This window comes from Streptomyces kanamyceticus, from assembly GCF_008704495.1.
Lineage (GTDB): Bacteria > Actinomycetota > Actinomycetes > Streptomycetales > Streptomycetaceae > Streptomyces > Streptomyces kanamyceticus.
The window spans coordinates 2,485,486-2,501,203 of the sequence record NZ_CP023699.1 but is presented as its reverse complement, the minus strand read 5'-3'; the positions used below and the strand labels follow the sequence as shown (position 1 = coordinate 2,501,203).

Sequence of the window (15,718 nt, the reverse complement as noted above, 5' to 3'; positions counted from 1 at the left end):
CGGGCGTTTCGGCAGGGCATGGTGGGGGTTCGCGGTGCGACACACGTATCGCGCCCGGACCCGTCATGGGGTTCGACCGCAGGGAGTGATGGACATGGCTGCGAACTACCGGCGCATGAGCGCCTCCGTTCACGGGAAGTGACCCCGGCCGCCGGGGCCGACCCCGGACGCGCTCCTGCGTTTGATCATTGAGGCCGAACTGCCTTGCGCTGCCGTCGCGTTCCGCGCGGCGTCGGTACGGTTTCGGCTCCGCCTCGGTGCTCTTCGACGTCGGACGCGTCTCCGTCGGCCACTCGGCATTCCGGATCCCGGACCTTCGGATCCCTGGATCCCTGGATCCAGGGACCTCGCCCCTCGCCCCTCGCCGACTCCGGCCTGCCGACGGAGGAATCCCATGACCACCATCCTGCTCGAACTCGCCGCGGGAACACCCGAGATCCTGCTCGCGGCCGTCATCGTGATCGCCGTGACCTTCCTGACCGCCCTCGCCATCGCGGTCCGGGGCACGGCCCCGGAAGAACGCGCGACGGTCTTACGCGCCTTCGCCCAGATCCTGCCGGTGCGAAGGAGATAGGCCTGGCCGATGGAACAGCGCCGTCCACAAGAACGGCTCGCCGAACAGTGGCGAGCCGTTCTTCTCGTCGCGCATGCGGCGCAGTTCGAGCTCCGTCAGGCCCGCGAAGATCCGGCGCAGCGCGTCCGCGTCGTAGGCGAGGCCGCCGTGCAGGCCCGCCGTGCGGTAGAACTCCGCGTCGGACAGCTCGGATCCCATGCCGTTCTCGCCTGCCGCGAAACAGGTGAGGGCGAAGTGGCCGCCGGGGGCCAGGACGCGGTCCAGGAGCGCGAGATAGCTGATGCGGCGGTGCGGCGGTAGGTGGTGGAAGCAGCCCGAGTCGTAGACGAGGTCGTACGGTCCGGCCAGCGCGGTCCGCGTCAGTACGAAGACGTCGCCCTGGTGGAAGCGCACGTCGGCGCCCGCCTCTTCGGCCCGGCCCGCGGCCCAGTCGAGCGCGGCGGGCGAGAGGTCGACGGCGTCCACCTCGAAGCCGAGGGAGGCGAGATGGAGGGCGTTGCGGCCGGGGCCGCAGCCGATGTCGAGGGCGCGGCCCGGGGTGAGCAGCCCTCGCTCCACGTACGAGACGAGGTTTTCGTCCGGCTTCGCGGCGAAGAACGGCACGGGCTTGCCGCGGTCCGCGTAGAAGCCGTCCCACCAGCCCGCCCCGTCGGCGGTCCACCGGTCGGCCTCCGGCGCGAACAGTCCGTCGAGGAGCTTCATCACGTCGTCGATCGTGTGGATGTCGCGGTCCATCAAGTCCCCTTTCGTGGAAGGCGATTGTAGGTGGCGACTGTCGCGTATGCCCAGGTCAGGAGGCATGGGTGGGCATCCTTCGAAGCTGTCCGAAGGCTTTCGGCGGGCGCCTGGAGGCGCTTGGGATGATGCCCGGCCCTGCCCGTCGACCAGGGCGCCACGGGGTGTCGGCGCCCGCGTGAGGTGCCCGTTCGGGGGCAATTTCGGCCGCGCGGGAGCGACTTTCCTCCGGGGTTCCCGGCCCAGGACCGTTCAGGACTGCCCAGGACCGTTCAGGACTCCCAGGACCGTCCGGGGCTGCCCAGGCCAGTCCCGGCCCGCCAAGGCCCGCCCGGGTGTGAACGCCGCGTTCACGCGAAGTATCCCCAGAAGTAATCGTGGCTGGTTGGATGTGCGGGCGCCCGGACACCGGCCGCTTCCGGCACGGCCGGAACCCGCAGCAACACCCCCCACACCCAGGAGTCTCAGTGCCGCACTCAGCGCTGCGCAGGACCCACGCGACCGCGATCTCCACCGTGCTCGCCGCCGCCACGCTCGCCGCCGTCGCCCCGTCCGCGACCGCGGCCGCCGACGCGTCTGCCGCGCCGCCCTCGCTCAAGGTGCTCACGTACAACACGTTCCTGTTCAGCAAGACGCTCTACCCGAACTGGGGCCAGGACCACCGGGCCAAGGCGATACCGGCCGCGGACTTCTTCCAGGGGCAGGACGTCGTCGTGCTGCAGGAGGCGTTCGACAACTCCTCGTCCGACGCGCTGCAGGCCAATGCCAAGGACCGCTACCCGCACCAGACGCCCGTGATGGGCCGCGGCAAGAGCGGCTGGGACGCCACCGGAGGTGCCTACTCCTCGGTGACCCCCGAGGACGGCGGCGTGACGGTCCTGAGCAAGTGGCCGATCCTGCGCAAGGAGCAGTACGTCTACAAGGACGCGTGCGGCTCCGACTCGTACTCCAACAAGGGCTTCGTCTACGCCGTCCTGGATGTGAACGGCACGAAGACGCACGTGGTGGGCACGCACACCCAGTCCACCGACCCGGGCTGCGGCAGCGGCGAGGCGGCGGCGACCCGGGCGAAGCAGTTCAAGGAGATGGACGCCTTCCTCGCCGCCAAGAACATCCCGGCGGGTGAACAGGTCATCGTGGCGGGCGACTTCAACGTCGACTCGCACAGCTCCGAGTACGCCTCGATGCTCGCCGACGGCGGTTTCGCCCCGGCCGACAGCCGCACGGGCCACCCGTACTCCTTCGACACCCAGGACAACTCGATCGCCGCCGAGCGCTACCCGGACGACCCCCGCGAGGACCTCGACTACGTCCTCCACCGCAAGGGCCACGCCCGCCCGGCCTCCTGGCGCAACAACGTGGTCAAGGAGCAGAGCGCGCCCTGGACGGTCTCCAGCTGGGGCAAGCAGTACACGTACACGAACCTGTCGGACCACTATCCGCTGACGGCGGGCTAGGCCAGGAACGGACGCAGCAGAGCGAGCAGGGCGCGCGGGCGGTGCAGCGGGATGATGTGGCCGCAGTCTTCGATGACGTGTCCGGTGAGATCGTCGGTGACCGGGCGGAGCTGGCGTTCCAGCGCGGTACCGACGGGCCGGGCGCCCAATGCCATCGTCGGCACCGTCAGGCGGGCGGTGGCGACCGCCCGCTCGATCTGTTCCGCGCTCGCGGGCAGCGCCCGGTAGTACGAGAACGCGCGGCTCAGCGCCTGGCGGCCGGTGTACGCGCGGACGAAGGCGTCGCGGAGGGCGGGGCGCACTCCGTCGCCGAGCGTCCCGGCGCGCAGGAACCAGTCGATGTAGGCGGCCTCGTGGCCCTCCAGCACGGTTTCGGCGAGGCCGGGCGCGGCGCGATGGAACCCGAACCACCACGGCGGCCCGTCGGCGAGGAAGTCCTCGGCGCCGGGCAGCCTGCCCAGGAGGGACTCCATGACGACCAGGCGCCGGACGAGACCGGGGCGGCGCAGGGCGAGGAGGAAGGCCGGTGCGGTACCCGCGTCGATGCCCACCACCGCGGCCGAGGACACGCCGAGCGTGGTGAGGAGCGCCGCGGCGTCCTCGGCCAGGGTGCCCGCGTCGTACCCGGCGGCGGCCGGGCTGCTCGCGCCGAACCCGCGCAGGTCCGGGGCGATGACGCGGTAGCGGTCGGACAGGTCGGCCATGATGTCCGTCCACACTTCCCAGGTGTGCGGGAAGCCGTGCAGCAGGAGTACGGCCGGGCCCGATCCGGCGAGAGCGACGTTCAGTTCGACACCGTTGACGGGGACGCGCCGCAGCTCGGGCATGGAGTGGCTCCAGGTGAGTGGTGAGGAATGGTGAGGGGTGGTGAGGAATGGTTACCAGGTCACGCTAGGGAACTATCCTGGTCCGTCCAAGACGGCACTTTCCCTACAGGTGGTGAGCCCTGAGTGACCACATCAAGGCCCGGCGAATCCGTCCGGCAGCGCGGTGAGCGGGGTGATCTGCTGGATCCGCTCTGCCCGACCCGCCAGTTGCTCGACCGCATCGGCACCAAGTGGACGTCGATGACGGTCAAGGTGCTGGCCGAGGAGGCTCCGGACGAGATCCGTTTCGCGGAGCTGCGGCGCCGTATCCCCGGCATCTCGCAGAAGATGCTGTCCGTCACCCTGCAGAGCCTGGTCCGCGACGGCCTGGTCGCGCGCCGAGTGGAACCCACCGTGCCGCCCGCCGTCCACTACCGGCTCACCGAGCTCGGCCTGTCCCTCGAAGGACCGCTCTCCGCCCTGCGGGTCTGGGCCGAGACACACATGCCGGAGATCGACCACAACAACCAGCTCGCCGACGAGGCATCCGCCAACTAGCCGTCTCGCCACAGCCGTCCCGAGGGTCTCAACGGCCAGTGATCCACGCGGTGAAGCCCGAGCACGCGGTGGCCGCCAGCAGTGTCAGGAGCTTCACGGGGACGCGCTGAAGGGTCATGCGGAACCCGCCGATTCGGATGTCGAGTGCGGGTGCCTTGTGGTCGGTCTCCATTGGTTCGCCCTCCATCAAGTCCCGTGCAGGACAGGGTGATTGGGTTCGTTTGGCGCGGTGAATTCAGCATGCCCGAGGTTGCGCGGCAGAGTGCACTCGGGGTCGCCCCCTGGGCCTTTTCGCGGCACTGAGTGCCACCCCCTGAACGGAGTGAGTCCTCACTCATTGACGGAGTGAGGACTCACTCCGTACCATCGTGGCCATGACCGCAGCCAAGGAGAACGAGAACCGGACCACCCGCCGTCGCGCCCCCAGCATGTCGCCGGAGCGGCGCCGAGAGATGATCATTCAGACCGCGATCCCCCTGATCGCCGAGTGCGGCGCCGCGGTGACGACCGCGAAGATCGCCCGTGCCGCTGGCATCGGCGAGGGCACGATCTTCCGGGTCTTCGCCGACAAGGACGAGCTGCTGCAGGCCTGCATGGCCGAGGCGCTCTCTCCCGAGCACGCCGTCCGCGAGCTCGACGCGATCGACGTGTCCCAGCCGCTGGCCGACCGGCTCGCGGAGGCGGCCGAGGCGTTGCAGGCGCACCTGGCCAGGATGGGCGCGATCGCCGGGGCGGTGGGGCATTTCGGCGGCAAGCACCCCGGCACGGTGCGCGGCGCGGGTCGCAGCGAGTCGACGACCCGTATCCGCGCGGCCCTCGTGGACCTGCTGGAGCCCGACGAGGCCTCTCTGCGCCGCCCGCCGGAGCAGATCGCGGCCCTCTTCTTCGGGCTGCTCTTCACCCAGCCGCGTACGGACGACGAACCCGACCTGACCCCGCAGGAGTTGGCCGAGGTCTTCCTGCACGGGGCGCTGTCGGGGGACGCCGAGTGAGCGCGCGGAGAATGCGGTTGGGGGTCACGGCGCCGGCCGTCCTGGCCCCCGTCCTGGTGTGGCTGGTCGTGGACCCGCTGCTGGGGCACCGGCTGCGGATCGTCGACGGCGAGCAGACGCTCGACATCGGCGCCGCGCCCGTGGCGGTCGTCGCGCTGCTCGCGTCGCTCCTCGGCTGGGGGCTGCTGGCCGCCCTGGAGCGGTTCGGGGTGCCGCGCGCCCGCGCCATCTGGACCGGGGTGGCCTGCGCCGTCCTCGCCGTGTCCTTCCTGCCGTTGCTCGGCGACGGCATGGACGGCGGCACCCGGGTCGCCCTAGCGCTGATGCACCTGGCGGTGGCGGTGGTGCTGATCCCGGGGCTCGGCGGCACGAAATCCCCCCGTGTTCCCGCGAGCACCTCTACGGGTGTTCCTACAGGGTGAAACGGGTGTTCCTACGGGGTGAAGACGAACCGGATGTGAGCGTCGTCCACGTACCTCGTGGCCTCGCCCTCGCGCCATGAAAGCCGATACGCGATTTCGTAGGACCCGCTGTCATTGGTGCCGACGTGGCGGCCGTCCTCCACCAGGGCTCTGTGCCGCAGGTACCGGCTGGTTCCTCGCGCATTCCTAGCCTGGGTTCTCTCCCCTTCCAAAGCCAGGAGAACCAGGAGAACCAGGAGAGTCATGCGAGTCATTACCCAGGAGACGCTCGGCGGCCCGGAAGTGCTCAGCATCGTGGACGCCCCCGAGCCCCGGCCCCTGCCGACCGAAGTCCTCGTCCGCGTCAAGGCGATCGGGCTGAACCCGCTGGAGGCGCGCCTGCGCGCCGGTGAGTTCCCGCCGTTGATCGGCCGGCCGCCGTTCGTCCTCGGCTGGGACATCAGCGGCGTGGTCGAGAAGGGGTCGCTGACCTATCGGTTCAGGCCCGGTGACGAGGTGTTCGGGATGCCGCTGTTCCCGCGGGCCGCGGGTGCGTACGCCGAGGTCGTGTCGGCCCCGGCGTTGCACCTCATGCGTAAGCCGGATTCTCTCTCGCACGTCCAGGCGGCGGCGCTGCCGATCGTCGGGCTCACGGCGTGGCAGGGCCTCGTCGATCTCGGCGGCGTGAGCGAGGGCGACCGCGTCCTGGTCCACGGCGGTGGCGGCGGGGTCGGCCACGTCGCGATCCAGATCGCGAAAGCGCTCGGCGCGTACGTGATCACGACCGCGAGTGCGAGCAAGCGGACGTTCGTCGAGGAGTTCGGCGCCGACGAGGTGATCGACTACACGAAGGCCGACTTCGCCGAGGCGGTCCGGGACGTCGACGTCGTGCTCGACACGATCGGCGGCGACACCGGCGAACGGTCGCTCGGCGTGCTCCGCCCGGGCGGCCACCTGGTGACGGCGGTCGCCGAGGAGGACTCGGGGCTCATCGCCATGTACGAGGCGGCCGGTATGCGGTTCAGCGGCATCGCGGTCGACCCCGATCCGGTCGCCCTGCGTGGTCTCGTCGCCCTCGCCGAACAGGGCAGGCTCCGGGTCCACGTGCAGGAGACGTTCCCCTTCGAGCGCGTGGCCGACGCACACCGGCTGCTCGACGGCGGCCACCTTCAGGGCAAGCTCGTCCTCACCCTCTGATCGGAACCGGGTACGGGGCAGCAGCCGCCGCCCCTCAGCCCTCGCTCAGCAGCCTCTTCCTGCTCTCCTCGACGTCGAAGTCCGCCGCCGGGTACTTCGGGTCCAGCGACTCCAGGTGTTCCAGGAGCAGCTTGCTGATGGCCCAGTTGCGGTACCACTTGCGGTCCGCGGGGATCAGGTGCCAGGGGGCCGCCTCGGTGGAGCAGCGTTCCAGGGCCAGTTCGTAGGCCTCCTGGTAGGCGGGCCACAGGGCGCGTTCCTCGATGTCGCCGGGGTTGAACTTCCAGTGTTTGTCAGGGTTGTCGAGGCGTTCGAGGAGGCGGCGGCGTTGCTGGGCGTACGAGATGTGGAGGAAGCACTTGACGACGGTGACGCCGTCGTCGGCCAGGGACTTCTCGAAGCGGTTGATCTGGCCGTAGCGGCGGCCGAGCTGGCTGCGGGGGACCAGTTCGCGGACGCGGGCGATGAGGACGTCCTCGTAGTGCGAGCGGTCGAAGATGCCGATCTCGCCGGGCTGGGGGAGCGCCTTCATGACGCGCCAGAGGAACGGGTGGTTCTGTTCCTCGGACGTGGGCGCCTTGAAGGCCTTGATGCGGCAGCCCGAGGGGTTGAACAGGCCGATGACGTGCTTCACCGTGCCGCCCTTGCCGCTGGTGTCCATGCCCTGGAGGACCAGGAGGACGCGGCGGCGGTCGCCCGCGGTGCTCGCGGCGTACAGGCGCTCCTGGAGGTCGGCGAGGCGTTCGCCCATGCGGGCGGTGGCCGCGAGGCCCGCGAGCTTGTCTGCGGGGCCCGCGGGGGTCGCGGCCGCGTCGTACGAGGAGAGGTCGACCCTCTCCCCTTCGGGGATGCGCAGCAGGTCACCGAGCCGGGGCGGGGCCGTCTTTCCCGCGTCCTTCTTGGCGCCCTTGCCCCGCTTCTTCGCGCCCTTGCCGTCCTCCTTGGCGCTCCTGCCGTCCTTCTTGGCGCTCTTGCCGTCCTTCTTGGCCTTCGCCACCGCGCACCCCTTCCGGTCGTGTCCCTCGATCGTGCGACGAGGGCCCGGGGGCCGCTACTTGTGCCAGGGCCCCGTCACGGCGAACGTCGTGCCGGGCGTGTAGCAGTTCACGTACATCGTGTCGTGGTCGGGCGAGAACGTCACCCCGGCGAACTCGCCCCACTCGGGCTCCTGAGGCGTGCCGATGTTCTGGCGGCCGCGGGCCATCGGGTAGACCTCGCCGCGCCGGGTGAGGCCGTAGACGTGCTGGGCGCCGCTGCCGTCCTCGCAGACCATCAGGCCGCCGGTGGGCACGAGGCAGATGTTGTCGGGGGACTCGCCTGGCAGCTGGATGTCGGTGCTCGGGCCGAACACGATCACCAGGGTGAGGCGGCGCCTGGACGGGTCGTAGCGCCAGATCTGGCCGAAGTGGTCGGCCGCCGAGCCCTCCGCGCTGTGGGCGAAGGAGGACACGAAGTAGACGGACGAGCCGCCCCAGTAGCAGCCCTCCAGCTTCTGCGCGTGCGTGATGCCCTTGGGCCCGAAGTCCTGGAGGCGGATGGGGGTCTGGGCCGCGAGCGGGTCGGGGACGTCGACCCATTCGACGCCGTCGAAGCACGCGCCCGTCTCCTGGACGGCGGAGAGATCGGGGACGCCGGGCACCCGCATGGCCTGCAGCTTGCCGCCCGCGCGCAGTGAACCCCGGCCGCCCTCCGGCTTGTTGGGCAGGAAGCGGTAGAAGAGGCCGAAGGGCTTGAGGAAGGCGTCCTCGGTCTCGTAGACGACGCCGCGCCGGGGGTCGACGGCGATCGCCTCGTGCTGGAAGCGGCCCATCGCGGTCAGCGGCACGGCGCCGGTGCGGTGCGGGTCCACCGGGTCGACCTCGAAGATGAAGCCGTGGTCCTTGGTGTAGCCGTTGGTACCGGCCTTGTCCTCGGTCTCCTCGCAGGTCAGCCAGGTGCCCCAAGGGGTGGGCCCGCCCGCGCAGTTGACGGCGGTTCCGGCGATGGCGACGCGTTCGCCGACGACGTTGTTTCTCCGGTCGAGCGCGAGCGCCGTACAGCCGCCCTTGGCCATCGGGTCGTACGTCAGGCCCTCGACCGTCGGTACGCCGATCTTGCCGGTGACGCGGTTCTCGTGATTGCGCACGAGGTTGACCCCGCCGTGCTTGCCTCGGAAGGCGGCCATGCCGTCGTGGTTGCTCGGCACCTTGCCCTCACCGGAGCGAAGGTCGTCGCCCTCGCGCGAAAGGACCTTGTAGCGAAAGCCCTTGGGGAGGTCGAGCAGCCCCTCGGGGTCGGGGACGAGGGGGCCGTAACCGGCCTTCCCGTGTGCGGCGGCCGTGCCCGCGAAGAGTTCCGAAAGCGCTCCGGTGAAGGCGATTCCCGCGCCTACAGCACCGGTACGGGCGAGAACCTGACGTCGAGTGGCAGACATGATGGGCAACCTCCTGCTGGCGGACAGGAATGTGACCGGATGTGTGTACCACGCGCTCTGGTGCACGGGAACCACGCGCGTAGCTATCTGTTTTCGCCTGCCGTTCCGCGTCCCCGCCCCGGTGGGGCTACTCGCCCACGAGCCCCTTGGCGTCCCGCGCGAGCGCCGTGAGACGCGAGATGGCGCGGAAGTACTTCTTCCGGTACCCGCCGTTGAGCATGTCCTCGCTGAAGAGCCGGTCGAAGGGCACACCGGAGGCGAGCACCGGCACCTCCCGGTCGTACAGCCGGTCGGCGAGCACCACGAGACGCAGGGCGGTCGACTGGTCGGGCACCGGTGTCACATCGGTCAGGCACACCGCGGCGACGCCGTCCGTCAGCGCGCCGTACCGGCTGGGGTGGACCTTGGCCAGGTGCGCGAGCAGGTGCGGGAAGTCGTCGAGGGCCGCGCGGTCGGTCGCGTACGCCGCCTTGGTGACCTGCTCGTCGGAGTACGGGGCGGGGGCCTCGGGAAGACCCCGGTGGCGGTAGTCGTCGCCGTCGATGCGCAGCGCCTTGAAGTGGGCGGAAAGGCCCTGGATCTCGCGCAGGAAGTCGACGGAGGCGAACCGGCCCTCGCCGAGCTTGCCCGGCAGCGTGTTCGAGGTCGCCGCCAGGGCGACGCCCTGGTCCACCAGCCTGGCGAGGAGCGAGGAGACGAGCACCGTGTCGCCCGGGTCGTCGAGCTCGAACTCGTCGATGCAGAGCAGCCGGTGCTCGCCGAGCGTGCGGACGGTCTGCTGGAAACCGAGCGCGCCGACCAGGTTGGTGAGCTCCACGAAGGTGCCGAACGCCTTCTTCTCGGGCGCCGCGGGCGTCGCGTGCCAGAGGGAGGCGAGCAGGTGGGTCTTGCCGACTCCGTAGCCGCCGTCGAGGTAGACGCCGCGGGGGCCCGCGGGTGCGACGGGCTTGGACCTGCCGAACCACCGCTTCTTGGCCGCGCCGCTGGCGTGCGCCCCGCCGAGCCCTGCGGCGAAGCCGCTGAGGACGCTGACGGCCTCGGTCTGGCTCGGCTGGTTCGGGTCGGGGATGTACGTGGCGAAGCGGACCGAGTCGAAGCGCGGCGGCGGCACCATCTCGGCGACCAGACGGTCGGCGGGGACGTGGGGCTCGCGTGCGCAGAGGGACAGCGGAGCCGCTTCGGCTATGGGGGTCTGCCCGAGGGCGGCGGTGGAGGACGACACGGTTCCCAACCTTAAGGGGCGTGCAAGACTGCGGATATGCGACGCCTGTTCCCTGTGACCGACCAGACATGCGACCGGAAGGACGCCCGGACGGAGGACCGGACACCTGACCGGGCGCACGACCGTACGGATGATCGTGCGGAAGGCGCGCACGGCACGGACAGTGCGCCCGGCGTGGGCGGCGCGGCCGGTGCGGCGGGCAGGGCGTGGGGGCTCGACGAGCTGGCCGACGCGTACGCCTATCCCGGCGGCGGCGCACCCTGGCTGCGCGCCAACATGGTGTCCACGCTCGACGGCGCAGCCCAGCACGACGGGCGCTCCCAGCCGATCTCCAACGACACCGACATGCGGATCTTCGGCACCCTGCGCGGGCTCGCCGACGTGGTGATCGTCGGGGCGCAGACGGTGCGCCAGGAGGGGTACCGGCCGACGCGCGCGCGTGAGGCGTTCGCGGCCCGCAGGGCGGCCGCCGGGCAGACCGCGGCGCCCGCGGTCGCCGTGGTCAGCGCCGGTCTGGACCTGGATTTCACGCTTCCGCTCTTCACCGCGCCGCTCGCGCCGACGCTCGTGGTGACCGGCGCGGCCGCCCCCGCCGACCGGATGGCCGAGGCCCGCAAGGCGGGCGCCGTCGTGGTGATCGCGGGCGAGGGCGCGGCCGTGGCGCCGGAGCGGGTGGCCCCGGCCCTTGCCGAGCGGGGTCTCACCCGGCTGCTCACCGAAGGGGGGCCCCGGCTGCTGGGTCAGTTCGTGGCGGCTGGGGTACTCGACGAGCTCTGTCTGACGATCTCGCCGATGCTCACCGCCGGGGACGCCCAGCGCATCGCGGGCGGGCCCTCGGTCTCGGTGCCCGAAAAATTCGTACTGACGTCCGTACTGGAGGAGGCCGGGTTTCTCTTCACCCGATACCGTCGTACCTGACAATCAGCGGAATCAGTCGTTCCGTTTGCCTTCCGCTGGGCACACTAGATCTCGCAGACCCCGTGCGGTCACGGGGCAGGATGGTTTCCGCAGGGGCCTCGCGACGGCCCACGGACGAGAAGGGCGCCTGCAGTGTTCACGAGCGTATTGATGATCGAGAAGGCCCTGACGTCCGCCGACGTGGAGTTCGTCACCACCTTGCACGGCGATGAGCAGGTCACCTTCCACGTGCTGCTCCAGCCCAGGGGCGACCAGGCGGACCGGCTCCTCAGGGCCATCGACGACGTCGCGCTCGGCGAGCTCGACGAGGCGGCGCGCGAGGGGGAGACGCCCGAGGGGCAGGACGCGACGGGGCCCGGCGAGCAGGCGCTGCAGGTCTCCCTGGTCGCGCTGCGCACGGCGGGCTGTGAGGCGACGGGGCGGCTCATCGAGGATCACCCCCTCGACGCGCTCAAGTCCCTCGTCGACGACGTGGACGCCGACGAGGTCATCGTGCTGACCGATCCCCACTACGTGGAGGAGTTCTTCCACCGGGACTGGGCTTCGCGGGCGCGGCACAAGGTGGGGGTTCCGGTGCTGAAGCTGTTCTCGCACAGTCTTGCCGACGAGGCGTAGGCGCTACCGCTGGGTTGGGCGGATTTCAGGCTGCGGGTCCGTCGTGGCTGGGCGCGCCCCGCGGCGGAGCCGCCAGTGTCACAGCCCCGCGCCCCTGACGGGCCGCTTTGCGGCCCTTGCGCAGTTCCCCGCGCCCCTCGCGGGGCTCGGGTGCTACTAGGCTGGGGTGCTCAGCTACGTACGATTTGGGAGACATACGCATGGCACCCGGCCTTCCTACCGCCATGGACCGACCGCACTTCATCGGCATCGGCGGCGCCGGAATGTCGGGCATCGCGAAGATCCTGGCCCAGCGCGGCGCCGAGGTCGCGGGCAGCGACGCCCGGGACTCCGCCACCGCCGATTCGCTGCGCGCCCTCGGTGCCACGGTCCACATCGGGCACGACGCCGCGCACCTCGCGTCCGACGCGAGCTGTGTCGTCGTCTCCTCCGCGATCCGCGCCGACAACCCCGAGCTGGCCCGCGCCACCGAGCTCGGCATCCCCGTCGTGCACCGCTCGGACGCCCTCGCCGCCCTGATGGGGGGCCTGCGCCCGATCGCGGTCGCCGGTACGCACGGCAAGACCACCACGACCTCGATGCTCGCGGTCACGCTCGCCGCCCTCGGCCTCGACCCGTCGTACGCGATCGGCGGCGACCTGGACGTGCCGGGTTCGAACGCGCTGCACGGCGCGGGCGACATCTTCGTCGCCGAGGCGGATGAGAGCGACCGCAGCTTCCACAAGTACGCGCCCGAGGTCGCCATCGTCCTCAACGTGGAGCTCGACCACCACGCCAACTACGCGTCGATGGACGAGATCTACGAGTCCTTCGAGATCTTCGCGGGCAAGGTCGTGCCCGGCGGCACGCTCGTCATCTCCGCGGACCAGGCGGGCGCGGTCGAGCTGACCAAGCGCGTGCGCGACCTGGGCGAGCTGAAGGTCGTCACCTACGGCGAGTCCGAGGACGCCGACCTGCGCATCCACAAGATCACCGCGCGCGGCCTGACCAGCGAGGTCACCGTCCTGCTCGACGGCAAGCTGCTCACCTTCACGGTCTCGGTGCCCGGGCGGCACTACGCGGGCAACGCGGTCGCGGCCCTCGCGGCGGGCATCGCGCTCGGCATCCCGTCCCGGAACCTGGCAGGCGCCCTGAAGTCGTACACGGGCGTCAAGCGCCGCCTCCAGCTCAAGGGCGAGGCCGCGGGCGTCCAGGTCATCGACTCCTACGCGCACCACCCGACCGAGATGACGGCCGACCTGGAGGCGATGCGCTCCGCCGCGGGCGAATCCCGCATCCTCGTCCTCTTCCAGCCCCACCTCTTCTCGCGCACCCAGGAGCTGGGCACGGAGATGGGCCAGGCCCTCGCGCTCGCCGACTCCTCCGTCGTCCTCGACATCTACCCGGCCCGCGAGGACCCGATCCCCGGCATCACCAGCACCCTGATCATCGACGCCGCCCGTGCCGCGGGCGCCGAGGTGCGGGCCGCGGGCGACAAGGACGAGGCGGTGCGGGAGATCGCGGGAATGGCGAAGCCCGGCGATCTCGTTCTCACCATGGGCGCGGGCGACGTCACGGACCTCGGCCCGCGGATCCTGGCCGATCTCTCGAAGTAGGAAGCAAGAGGTTCCCGTCATGTCGTACGACGTAGAGAAGCCGGACGAGGAGTGGCGCGCGCAGCTGAGCCCCTCGGAGTACGCGGTCCTGCGCCAGGCGGGCACCGAGCCCGCGTTCGTCGGCGAGTACACCGACACCAAGACCCAGGGCGTCTACTCCTGCCGGGCGTGCGGCGCCGAGCTCTTCACCTCCGGCGAGAAGTTCGAGTCGCACTGCGGCTGGCCGAGCTTCTTCGACCCGAAGGACACGGACGCGGTCGAGCTGATCGCGGACACCTCGCACGGCATGGTGCGCACCGAGGTGCGCTGCGCACGCTGCGGCTCGCACCTCGGGCACGTCTTCGAGGGCGAGGGGTACGCGACGCCCACGGACCAGCGGTACTGCATCAACTCGATCTCGCTGCGGCTCACGGCCGACGAGGGCTGAGTCCCGCGAGGGTCGTGCGCACGAGGTCCACGACGGACTCCCGGTGGTCGTCCAGGAAGAAGTGGCCACCGGGGAAGGTCCGCAGGGCGAAGGCGCCACGGCTGTGCCGCTCCTCGTTGCGGACCGTCGGCAGCACCATGGCCAGTACGTCCGGGTCCCGCAGCAGCCGCATGTCCGTGCCGCCCTGCGCGGCGAGTTCGGCGAGGACCCCGCGTCGTCGCGGAGGTGCACCCGCTCCGTACGGAAGTGTGAGGGCGCCCGCCGTCCGGAGAGGAAGAGGGCCGCGGGCGGTGTGCCGAGCCGGTCCTCCATGCGTACGGCGATCAGCTCGCGCTGCCCCCGGCGTGCGGCAGACACACCAGGCGTACGCCGCCGTGGGAGCCAGGAGTACGTGCGGCTTCGGCGGAGTCGTGGAAACTCCTGATCCAGGCGTCGAGTTCGGCGGCCCTGTGCACCACGGGATTCATGCGGGACACGGTCCACGGGCGGGCTAAATCCCGGCTGAATGCCCCGGGAACTCCGCGTATGCGAATGGCTTCTTGATCGTCTTTTCCCGATAAGTGAGCGATAACGGGCGTGGTTAGCGTTCGGGAGTCCTGTCACGCCTTCGTTGCCGAGAAGAAGTGGGGAACACTTCCGTGGGCTCAGCCCCCATGACCCCCGTCGACACCGTCACGATCATCGGCACCGGCATGATCGGGACGTCCATCGCCCTGGCCCTCACCGAGCGGCGCGTGCGGGTCCACCTCCAGGACGCCAGCGAGGAAGCACTGCGCATCGCCGAGGCGATGGGCGCGGGCAGCCTCGCGGCGCCCGGCGGGCCGACGGACCTCGCCGTGCTCGCGGTGCCTCCCCGGCACGTGCCCGGCGTCCTGAGCGACGCGCAGCGGCGCGGGACCGCCCTGCACTACACCGATGTGGCCAGCGTGAAGACGCTCGGCCGCGCGGGGCCGGGCGGTCCCGGGTTCGACACGTCCAGCTTCGTCGGCGGGCACCCCATCGCCGGGCGCGAGAAGCCCGGCCCGGCGGCGGCGCGCGGCGACCTCTTCCACGCCAAGCCGTGGGTGCTCACCCCCACCGCGCACACCTCCGACGCGACGTCCGGCGCGGCCCGGCAGCTCGTCGAGCTGTGCGGGGCCAACCTGGTGACGATGGACGCGCACGACCACGACCGGGCCATCGCCGTCACCTCGCACCTGCCGCACCTCCTTTCCAGCCTCACGGCGCGGCTCCTTCGCGAGGCCGACCCGCACGCGCTGACCCTCGTCGGCTCCGGCCTGCGCGACTTCACCAGGATCTCGGCGGGCGACCCCGAGCTGTGGACGGACATCCTCGGCTCCAACGCGACGGCCGTCCGCGACGCCCTGGAGGTGCTCGCCCATGACGTCGACACGACGCTGCGGGCGCTGCGTTCGCTGACCGCGGGCGGCGAGGACCGCGCCGCCGACGAGGACGCCGAGGCCAGGCAGTGGCTGCGCACCGTCCTGGAGGAGGGCCGCGACGGCCGCGCCAGGATCCCCGTCAAGTACGGCCCGCAGGACCGGGTCTTCGCCCAGCTGCGGGTGGCGCTGCCCGACCGCGAGGGCGAACTGGCCCGGTTGCTCTCGGACGTGAGCCGTCGCGGGGTCAACGTCGAGGACCTGCGCATCGACAACGACCCCAAGTCGCCGAGCGGTCTGATCGAGCTCCTCGTCGACGAGACCGAGGCCGACAAGCTCGCCCGGTGGCTCACGGACCTGGGGTGGCAGGTGCACGCGCCGACACCCGCGTAGGCGGGAACGACGACAGCGGGCCCGAACCGCCTTCGC

Annotated in this window: 19 protein-coding genes; 11 read left to right on the top strand and 8 right to left on the bottom strand. The window is 71.0% G+C overall.

All coding sequences use genetic code 11. The annotated features are described in order from the left end of the window. Window positions 1-394: 394 nt before the first annotated feature. The gene (locus CP970_RS09790; protein ID WP_055554524.1) at window positions 395-574 is read left to right on the top strand and encodes a hypothetical protein; all 180 of its coding nucleotides are present in this window, start codon (window positions 395-397) and stop codon (window positions 572-574) included. Here CP970_RS09790 and CP970_RS09785 read toward each other — a convergent pair. Beyond that, window positions 533-1,309, bottom strand: a complete 777-nt coding sequence (locus CP970_RS09785; RefSeq protein ID WP_055554522.1) for a class I SAM-dependent methyltransferase — start codon at window positions 1,307-1,309, stop codon at window positions 533-535. The two genes, CP970_RS09790 and CP970_RS09785, sit on opposite strands and share 42 nt — an antisense overlap. A gap of 467 nt (window positions 1,310-1,776) precedes the next feature. On the opposite strand from CP970_RS09785, the gene sph reads away from it, so the two are divergent. After that, window positions 1,777-2,766: a sphingomyelin phosphodiesterase gene (gene sph / locus CP970_RS09780; protein WP_055554520.1), complete on the top strand. Its 990-nt coding sequence runs from the start codon at window positions 1,777-1,779 to the stop codon at window positions 2,764-2,766. On the opposite strand, the gene CP970_RS09775 is transcribed toward sph, so the two are convergent. Further along, window positions 2,763-3,593 carry an alpha/beta fold hydrolase gene (locus tag CP970_RS09775; RefSeq protein WP_055554518.1) on the bottom strand — a complete coding sequence of 277 codons (831 nt, stop codon included), beginning with the start codon at window positions 3,591-3,593 and terminating at the stop codon, window positions 2,763-2,765. The genes sph and CP970_RS09775 overlap by 4 nt on opposite strands. A 123-nt stretch (window positions 3,594-3,716) precedes the next feature. Between CP970_RS09775 and CP970_RS09770 the strand changes: the two genes are divergently transcribed. Continuing rightward, window positions 3,717-4,130, top strand: a complete 414-nt coding sequence (locus CP970_RS09770; RefSeq protein ID WP_055554516.1) for a winged helix-turn-helix transcriptional regulator — start codon at window positions 3,717-3,719, stop codon at window positions 4,128-4,130. A 28-nt stretch (window positions 4,131-4,158) separates the two neighbouring features. On the opposite strand, the gene CP970_RS44130 is transcribed toward CP970_RS09770, so the two are convergent. Then, the gene (locus tag CP970_RS44130; protein WP_157877813.1) at window positions 4,159-4,302 is read right to left on the bottom strand and encodes a hypothetical protein; all 144 of its coding nucleotides are present in this window, start codon (window positions 4,300-4,302) and stop codon (window positions 4,159-4,161) included. Window positions 4,303-4,504: 202 nt separating this feature from the next. Here CP970_RS44130 and CP970_RS09765 point away from each other — a divergent pair, with 202 nt between their 5' ends. The 3 genes from CP970_RS09765 (at window position 4,505) to CP970_RS09750 (ending at window position 6,720) form a co-directional block, all read left to right on the top strand. Beyond that, window positions 4,505-5,122, top strand: a complete 618-nt coding sequence (locus CP970_RS09765; protein ID WP_055554514.1) for a TetR/AcrR family transcriptional regulator — start codon at window positions 4,505-4,507, stop codon at window positions 5,120-5,122. Between the two features lie 11 nt (window positions 5,123-5,133). Beyond that, window positions 5,134-5,544 carry a DUF6069 family protein gene (locus CP970_RS09760; RefSeq protein WP_169801285.1) on the top strand — a complete coding sequence of 137 codons (411 nt, stop codon included), beginning with the start codon at window positions 5,134-5,136 and terminating at the stop codon, window positions 5,542-5,544. A gap of 243 nt (window positions 5,545-5,787) precedes the next feature. Further along, window positions 5,788-6,720, top strand: coding sequence for an NADP-dependent oxidoreductase (locus CP970_RS09750; RefSeq protein WP_055554510.1), 933 nt, complete (start codon window positions 5,788-5,790; stop codon window positions 6,718-6,720). A 34-nt stretch (window positions 6,721-6,754) separates the two neighbouring features. Here the strand turns inward: CP970_RS09750 and CP970_RS09745 are convergent, their stop codons facing one another. From CP970_RS09745 to zapE, 3 genes are all read right to left on the bottom strand, one after another. After that, window positions 6,755-7,717 (bottom strand): PPK2 family polyphosphate kinase, encoded by a 963-nt coding sequence (locus tag CP970_RS09745; RefSeq protein ID WP_055554508.1) that lies wholly within the window; start codon window positions 7,715-7,717, stop codon window positions 6,755-6,757. A 54-nt stretch (window positions 7,718-7,771) separates the two neighbouring features. After that, on the bottom strand, window positions 7,772-9,133 hold the full coding sequence (locus CP970_RS09740; RefSeq protein WP_055554505.1) for a PhoX family protein: 1,362 nt from the start codon (window positions 9,131-9,133) through the stop codon (window positions 7,772-7,774). Window positions 9,134-9,260: 127 nt separating this feature from the next. Then, complete coding sequence (zapE, locus tag CP970_RS09735; protein ID WP_055554503.1) at window positions 9,261-10,355, bottom strand: cell division protein ZapE; 1,095 nt, start codon at window positions 10,353-10,355, stop codon at window positions 9,261-9,263. A 36-nt stretch (window positions 10,356-10,391) separates the two neighbouring features. On the opposite strand from zapE, the gene CP970_RS09730 reads away from it, so the two are divergent. From CP970_RS09730 to msrB, 4 genes are all read left to right on the top strand, one after another. Beyond that, window positions 10,392-11,273, top strand: coding sequence for a pyrimidine reductase family protein (locus tag CP970_RS09730; RefSeq protein WP_079043939.1), 882 nt, complete (start codon window positions 10,392-10,394; stop codon window positions 11,271-11,273). 132 nt (window positions 11,274-11,405) lie between these two features. Further along, window positions 11,406-11,888, top strand: a complete 483-nt coding sequence (locus CP970_RS09725; protein WP_079043938.1) for an indole-3-glycerol phosphate synthase — start codon at window positions 11,406-11,408, stop codon at window positions 11,886-11,888. Between the two features lie 200 nt (window positions 11,889-12,088). Then, the gene (murC, locus tag CP970_RS09720) at window positions 12,089-13,483 is read left to right on the top strand and encodes a UDP-N-acetylmuramate--L-alanine ligase (RefSeq protein WP_055554499.1); all 1,395 of its coding nucleotides are present in this window, start codon (window positions 12,089-12,091) and stop codon (window positions 13,481-13,483) included. Between the two features lie 19 nt (window positions 13,484-13,502). Then, a complete protein-coding gene (gene msrB / locus CP970_RS09715) occupies window positions 13,503-13,910 on the top strand; it encodes a peptide-methionine (R)-S-oxide reductase MsrB (protein WP_055554497.1) in 408 nt (135 codons plus the stop codon). Here the strand turns inward: msrB and CP970_RS44875 are convergent. Continuing rightward, window positions 13,891-14,082, bottom strand: coding sequence for a hypothetical protein (locus CP970_RS44875; RefSeq protein WP_055554495.1), 192 nt, complete (start codon window positions 14,080-14,082; stop codon window positions 13,891-13,893). The two genes, msrB and CP970_RS44875, sit on opposite strands and share 20 nt — an antisense overlap. Before the next feature lie 151 nt (window positions 14,083-14,233). Beyond that, entirely contained in the window at window positions 14,234-14,377 is a 144-nt protein-coding gene (locus tag CP970_RS44870) for a hypothetical protein (protein WP_206188697.1), read from the bottom strand. Between the two features lie 186 nt (window positions 14,378-14,563). Here CP970_RS44870 and CP970_RS09705 point away from each other — a divergent pair, with 186 nt between their 5' ends. Beyond that, window positions 14,564-15,682, top strand: a complete 1,119-nt coding sequence (locus CP970_RS09705; RefSeq protein WP_150493191.1) for a prephenate dehydrogenase — start codon at window positions 14,564-14,566, stop codon at window positions 15,680-15,682. Window positions 15,683-15,718: the final 36 nt, after the last annotated feature.

Bases quoted from the DNA above. Each gene is read 5' to 3' on its own strand.
- CP970_RS09730 (WP_079043939.1), top strand. From the start codon at position 10,392: ATGCGACGCCTGTTCCCTGTGACCGACCAGACATGCGACCGGAAGGAC.
- CP970_RS09790 (WP_055554524.1), top strand. From the start codon at position 395: ATGACCACCATCCTGCTCGAACTCGCCGCGGGAACACCCGAGATCCTG.
- CP970_RS09705 (WP_150493191.1), top strand. From the start codon at position 14,564: ATGACCCCCGTCGACACCGTCACGATCATCGGCACCGGCATGATCGGG.
- CP970_RS09765 (WP_055554514.1), top strand. From the start codon at position 4,505: ATGACCGCAGCCAAGGAGAACGAGAACCGGACCACCCGCCGTCGCGCC.
- CP970_RS09740 (WP_055554505.1), bottom strand. From the start codon at position 9,133: ATGTCTGCCACTCGACGTCAGGTTCTCGCCCGTACCGGTGCTGTAGGC.
- CP970_RS09760 (WP_169801285.1), top strand. From the start codon at position 5,134: ATGCGGTTGGGGGTCACGGCGCCGGCCGTCCTGGCCCCCGTCCTGGTG.
- msrB (WP_055554497.1), top strand. From the start codon at position 13,503: ATGTCGTACGACGTAGAGAAGCCGGACGAGGAGTGGCGCGCGCAGCTG.
- CP970_RS09785 (WP_055554522.1), bottom strand. From the start codon at position 1,309: ATGGACCGCGACATCCACACGATCGACGACGTGATGAAGCTCCTCGAC.
- CP970_RS09750 (WP_055554510.1), top strand. From the start codon at position 5,788: ATGCGAGTCATTACCCAGGAGACGCTCGGCGGCCCGGAAGTGCTCAGC.
- murC (WP_055554499.1), top strand. From the start codon at position 12,089: ATGGCACCCGGCCTTCCTACCGCCATGGACCGACCGCACTTCATCGGC.
- CP970_RS09775 (WP_055554518.1), bottom strand. From the start codon at position 3,593: ATGCCCGAGCTGCGGCGCGTCCCCGTCAACGGTGTCGAACTGAACGTC.
- CP970_RS44875 (WP_055554495.1), bottom strand. From the start codon at position 14,082: ATGCGGCTGCTGCGGGACCCGGACGTACTGGCCATGGTGCTGCCGACG.
- CP970_RS44870 (WP_206188697.1), bottom strand. From the start codon at position 14,377: ATGAATCCCGTGGTGCACAGGGCCGCCGAACTCGACGCCTGGATCAGG.
- CP970_RS44130 (WP_157877813.1), bottom strand. From the start codon at position 4,302: ATGGAGACCGACCACAAGGCACCCGCACTCGACATCCGAATCGGCGGG.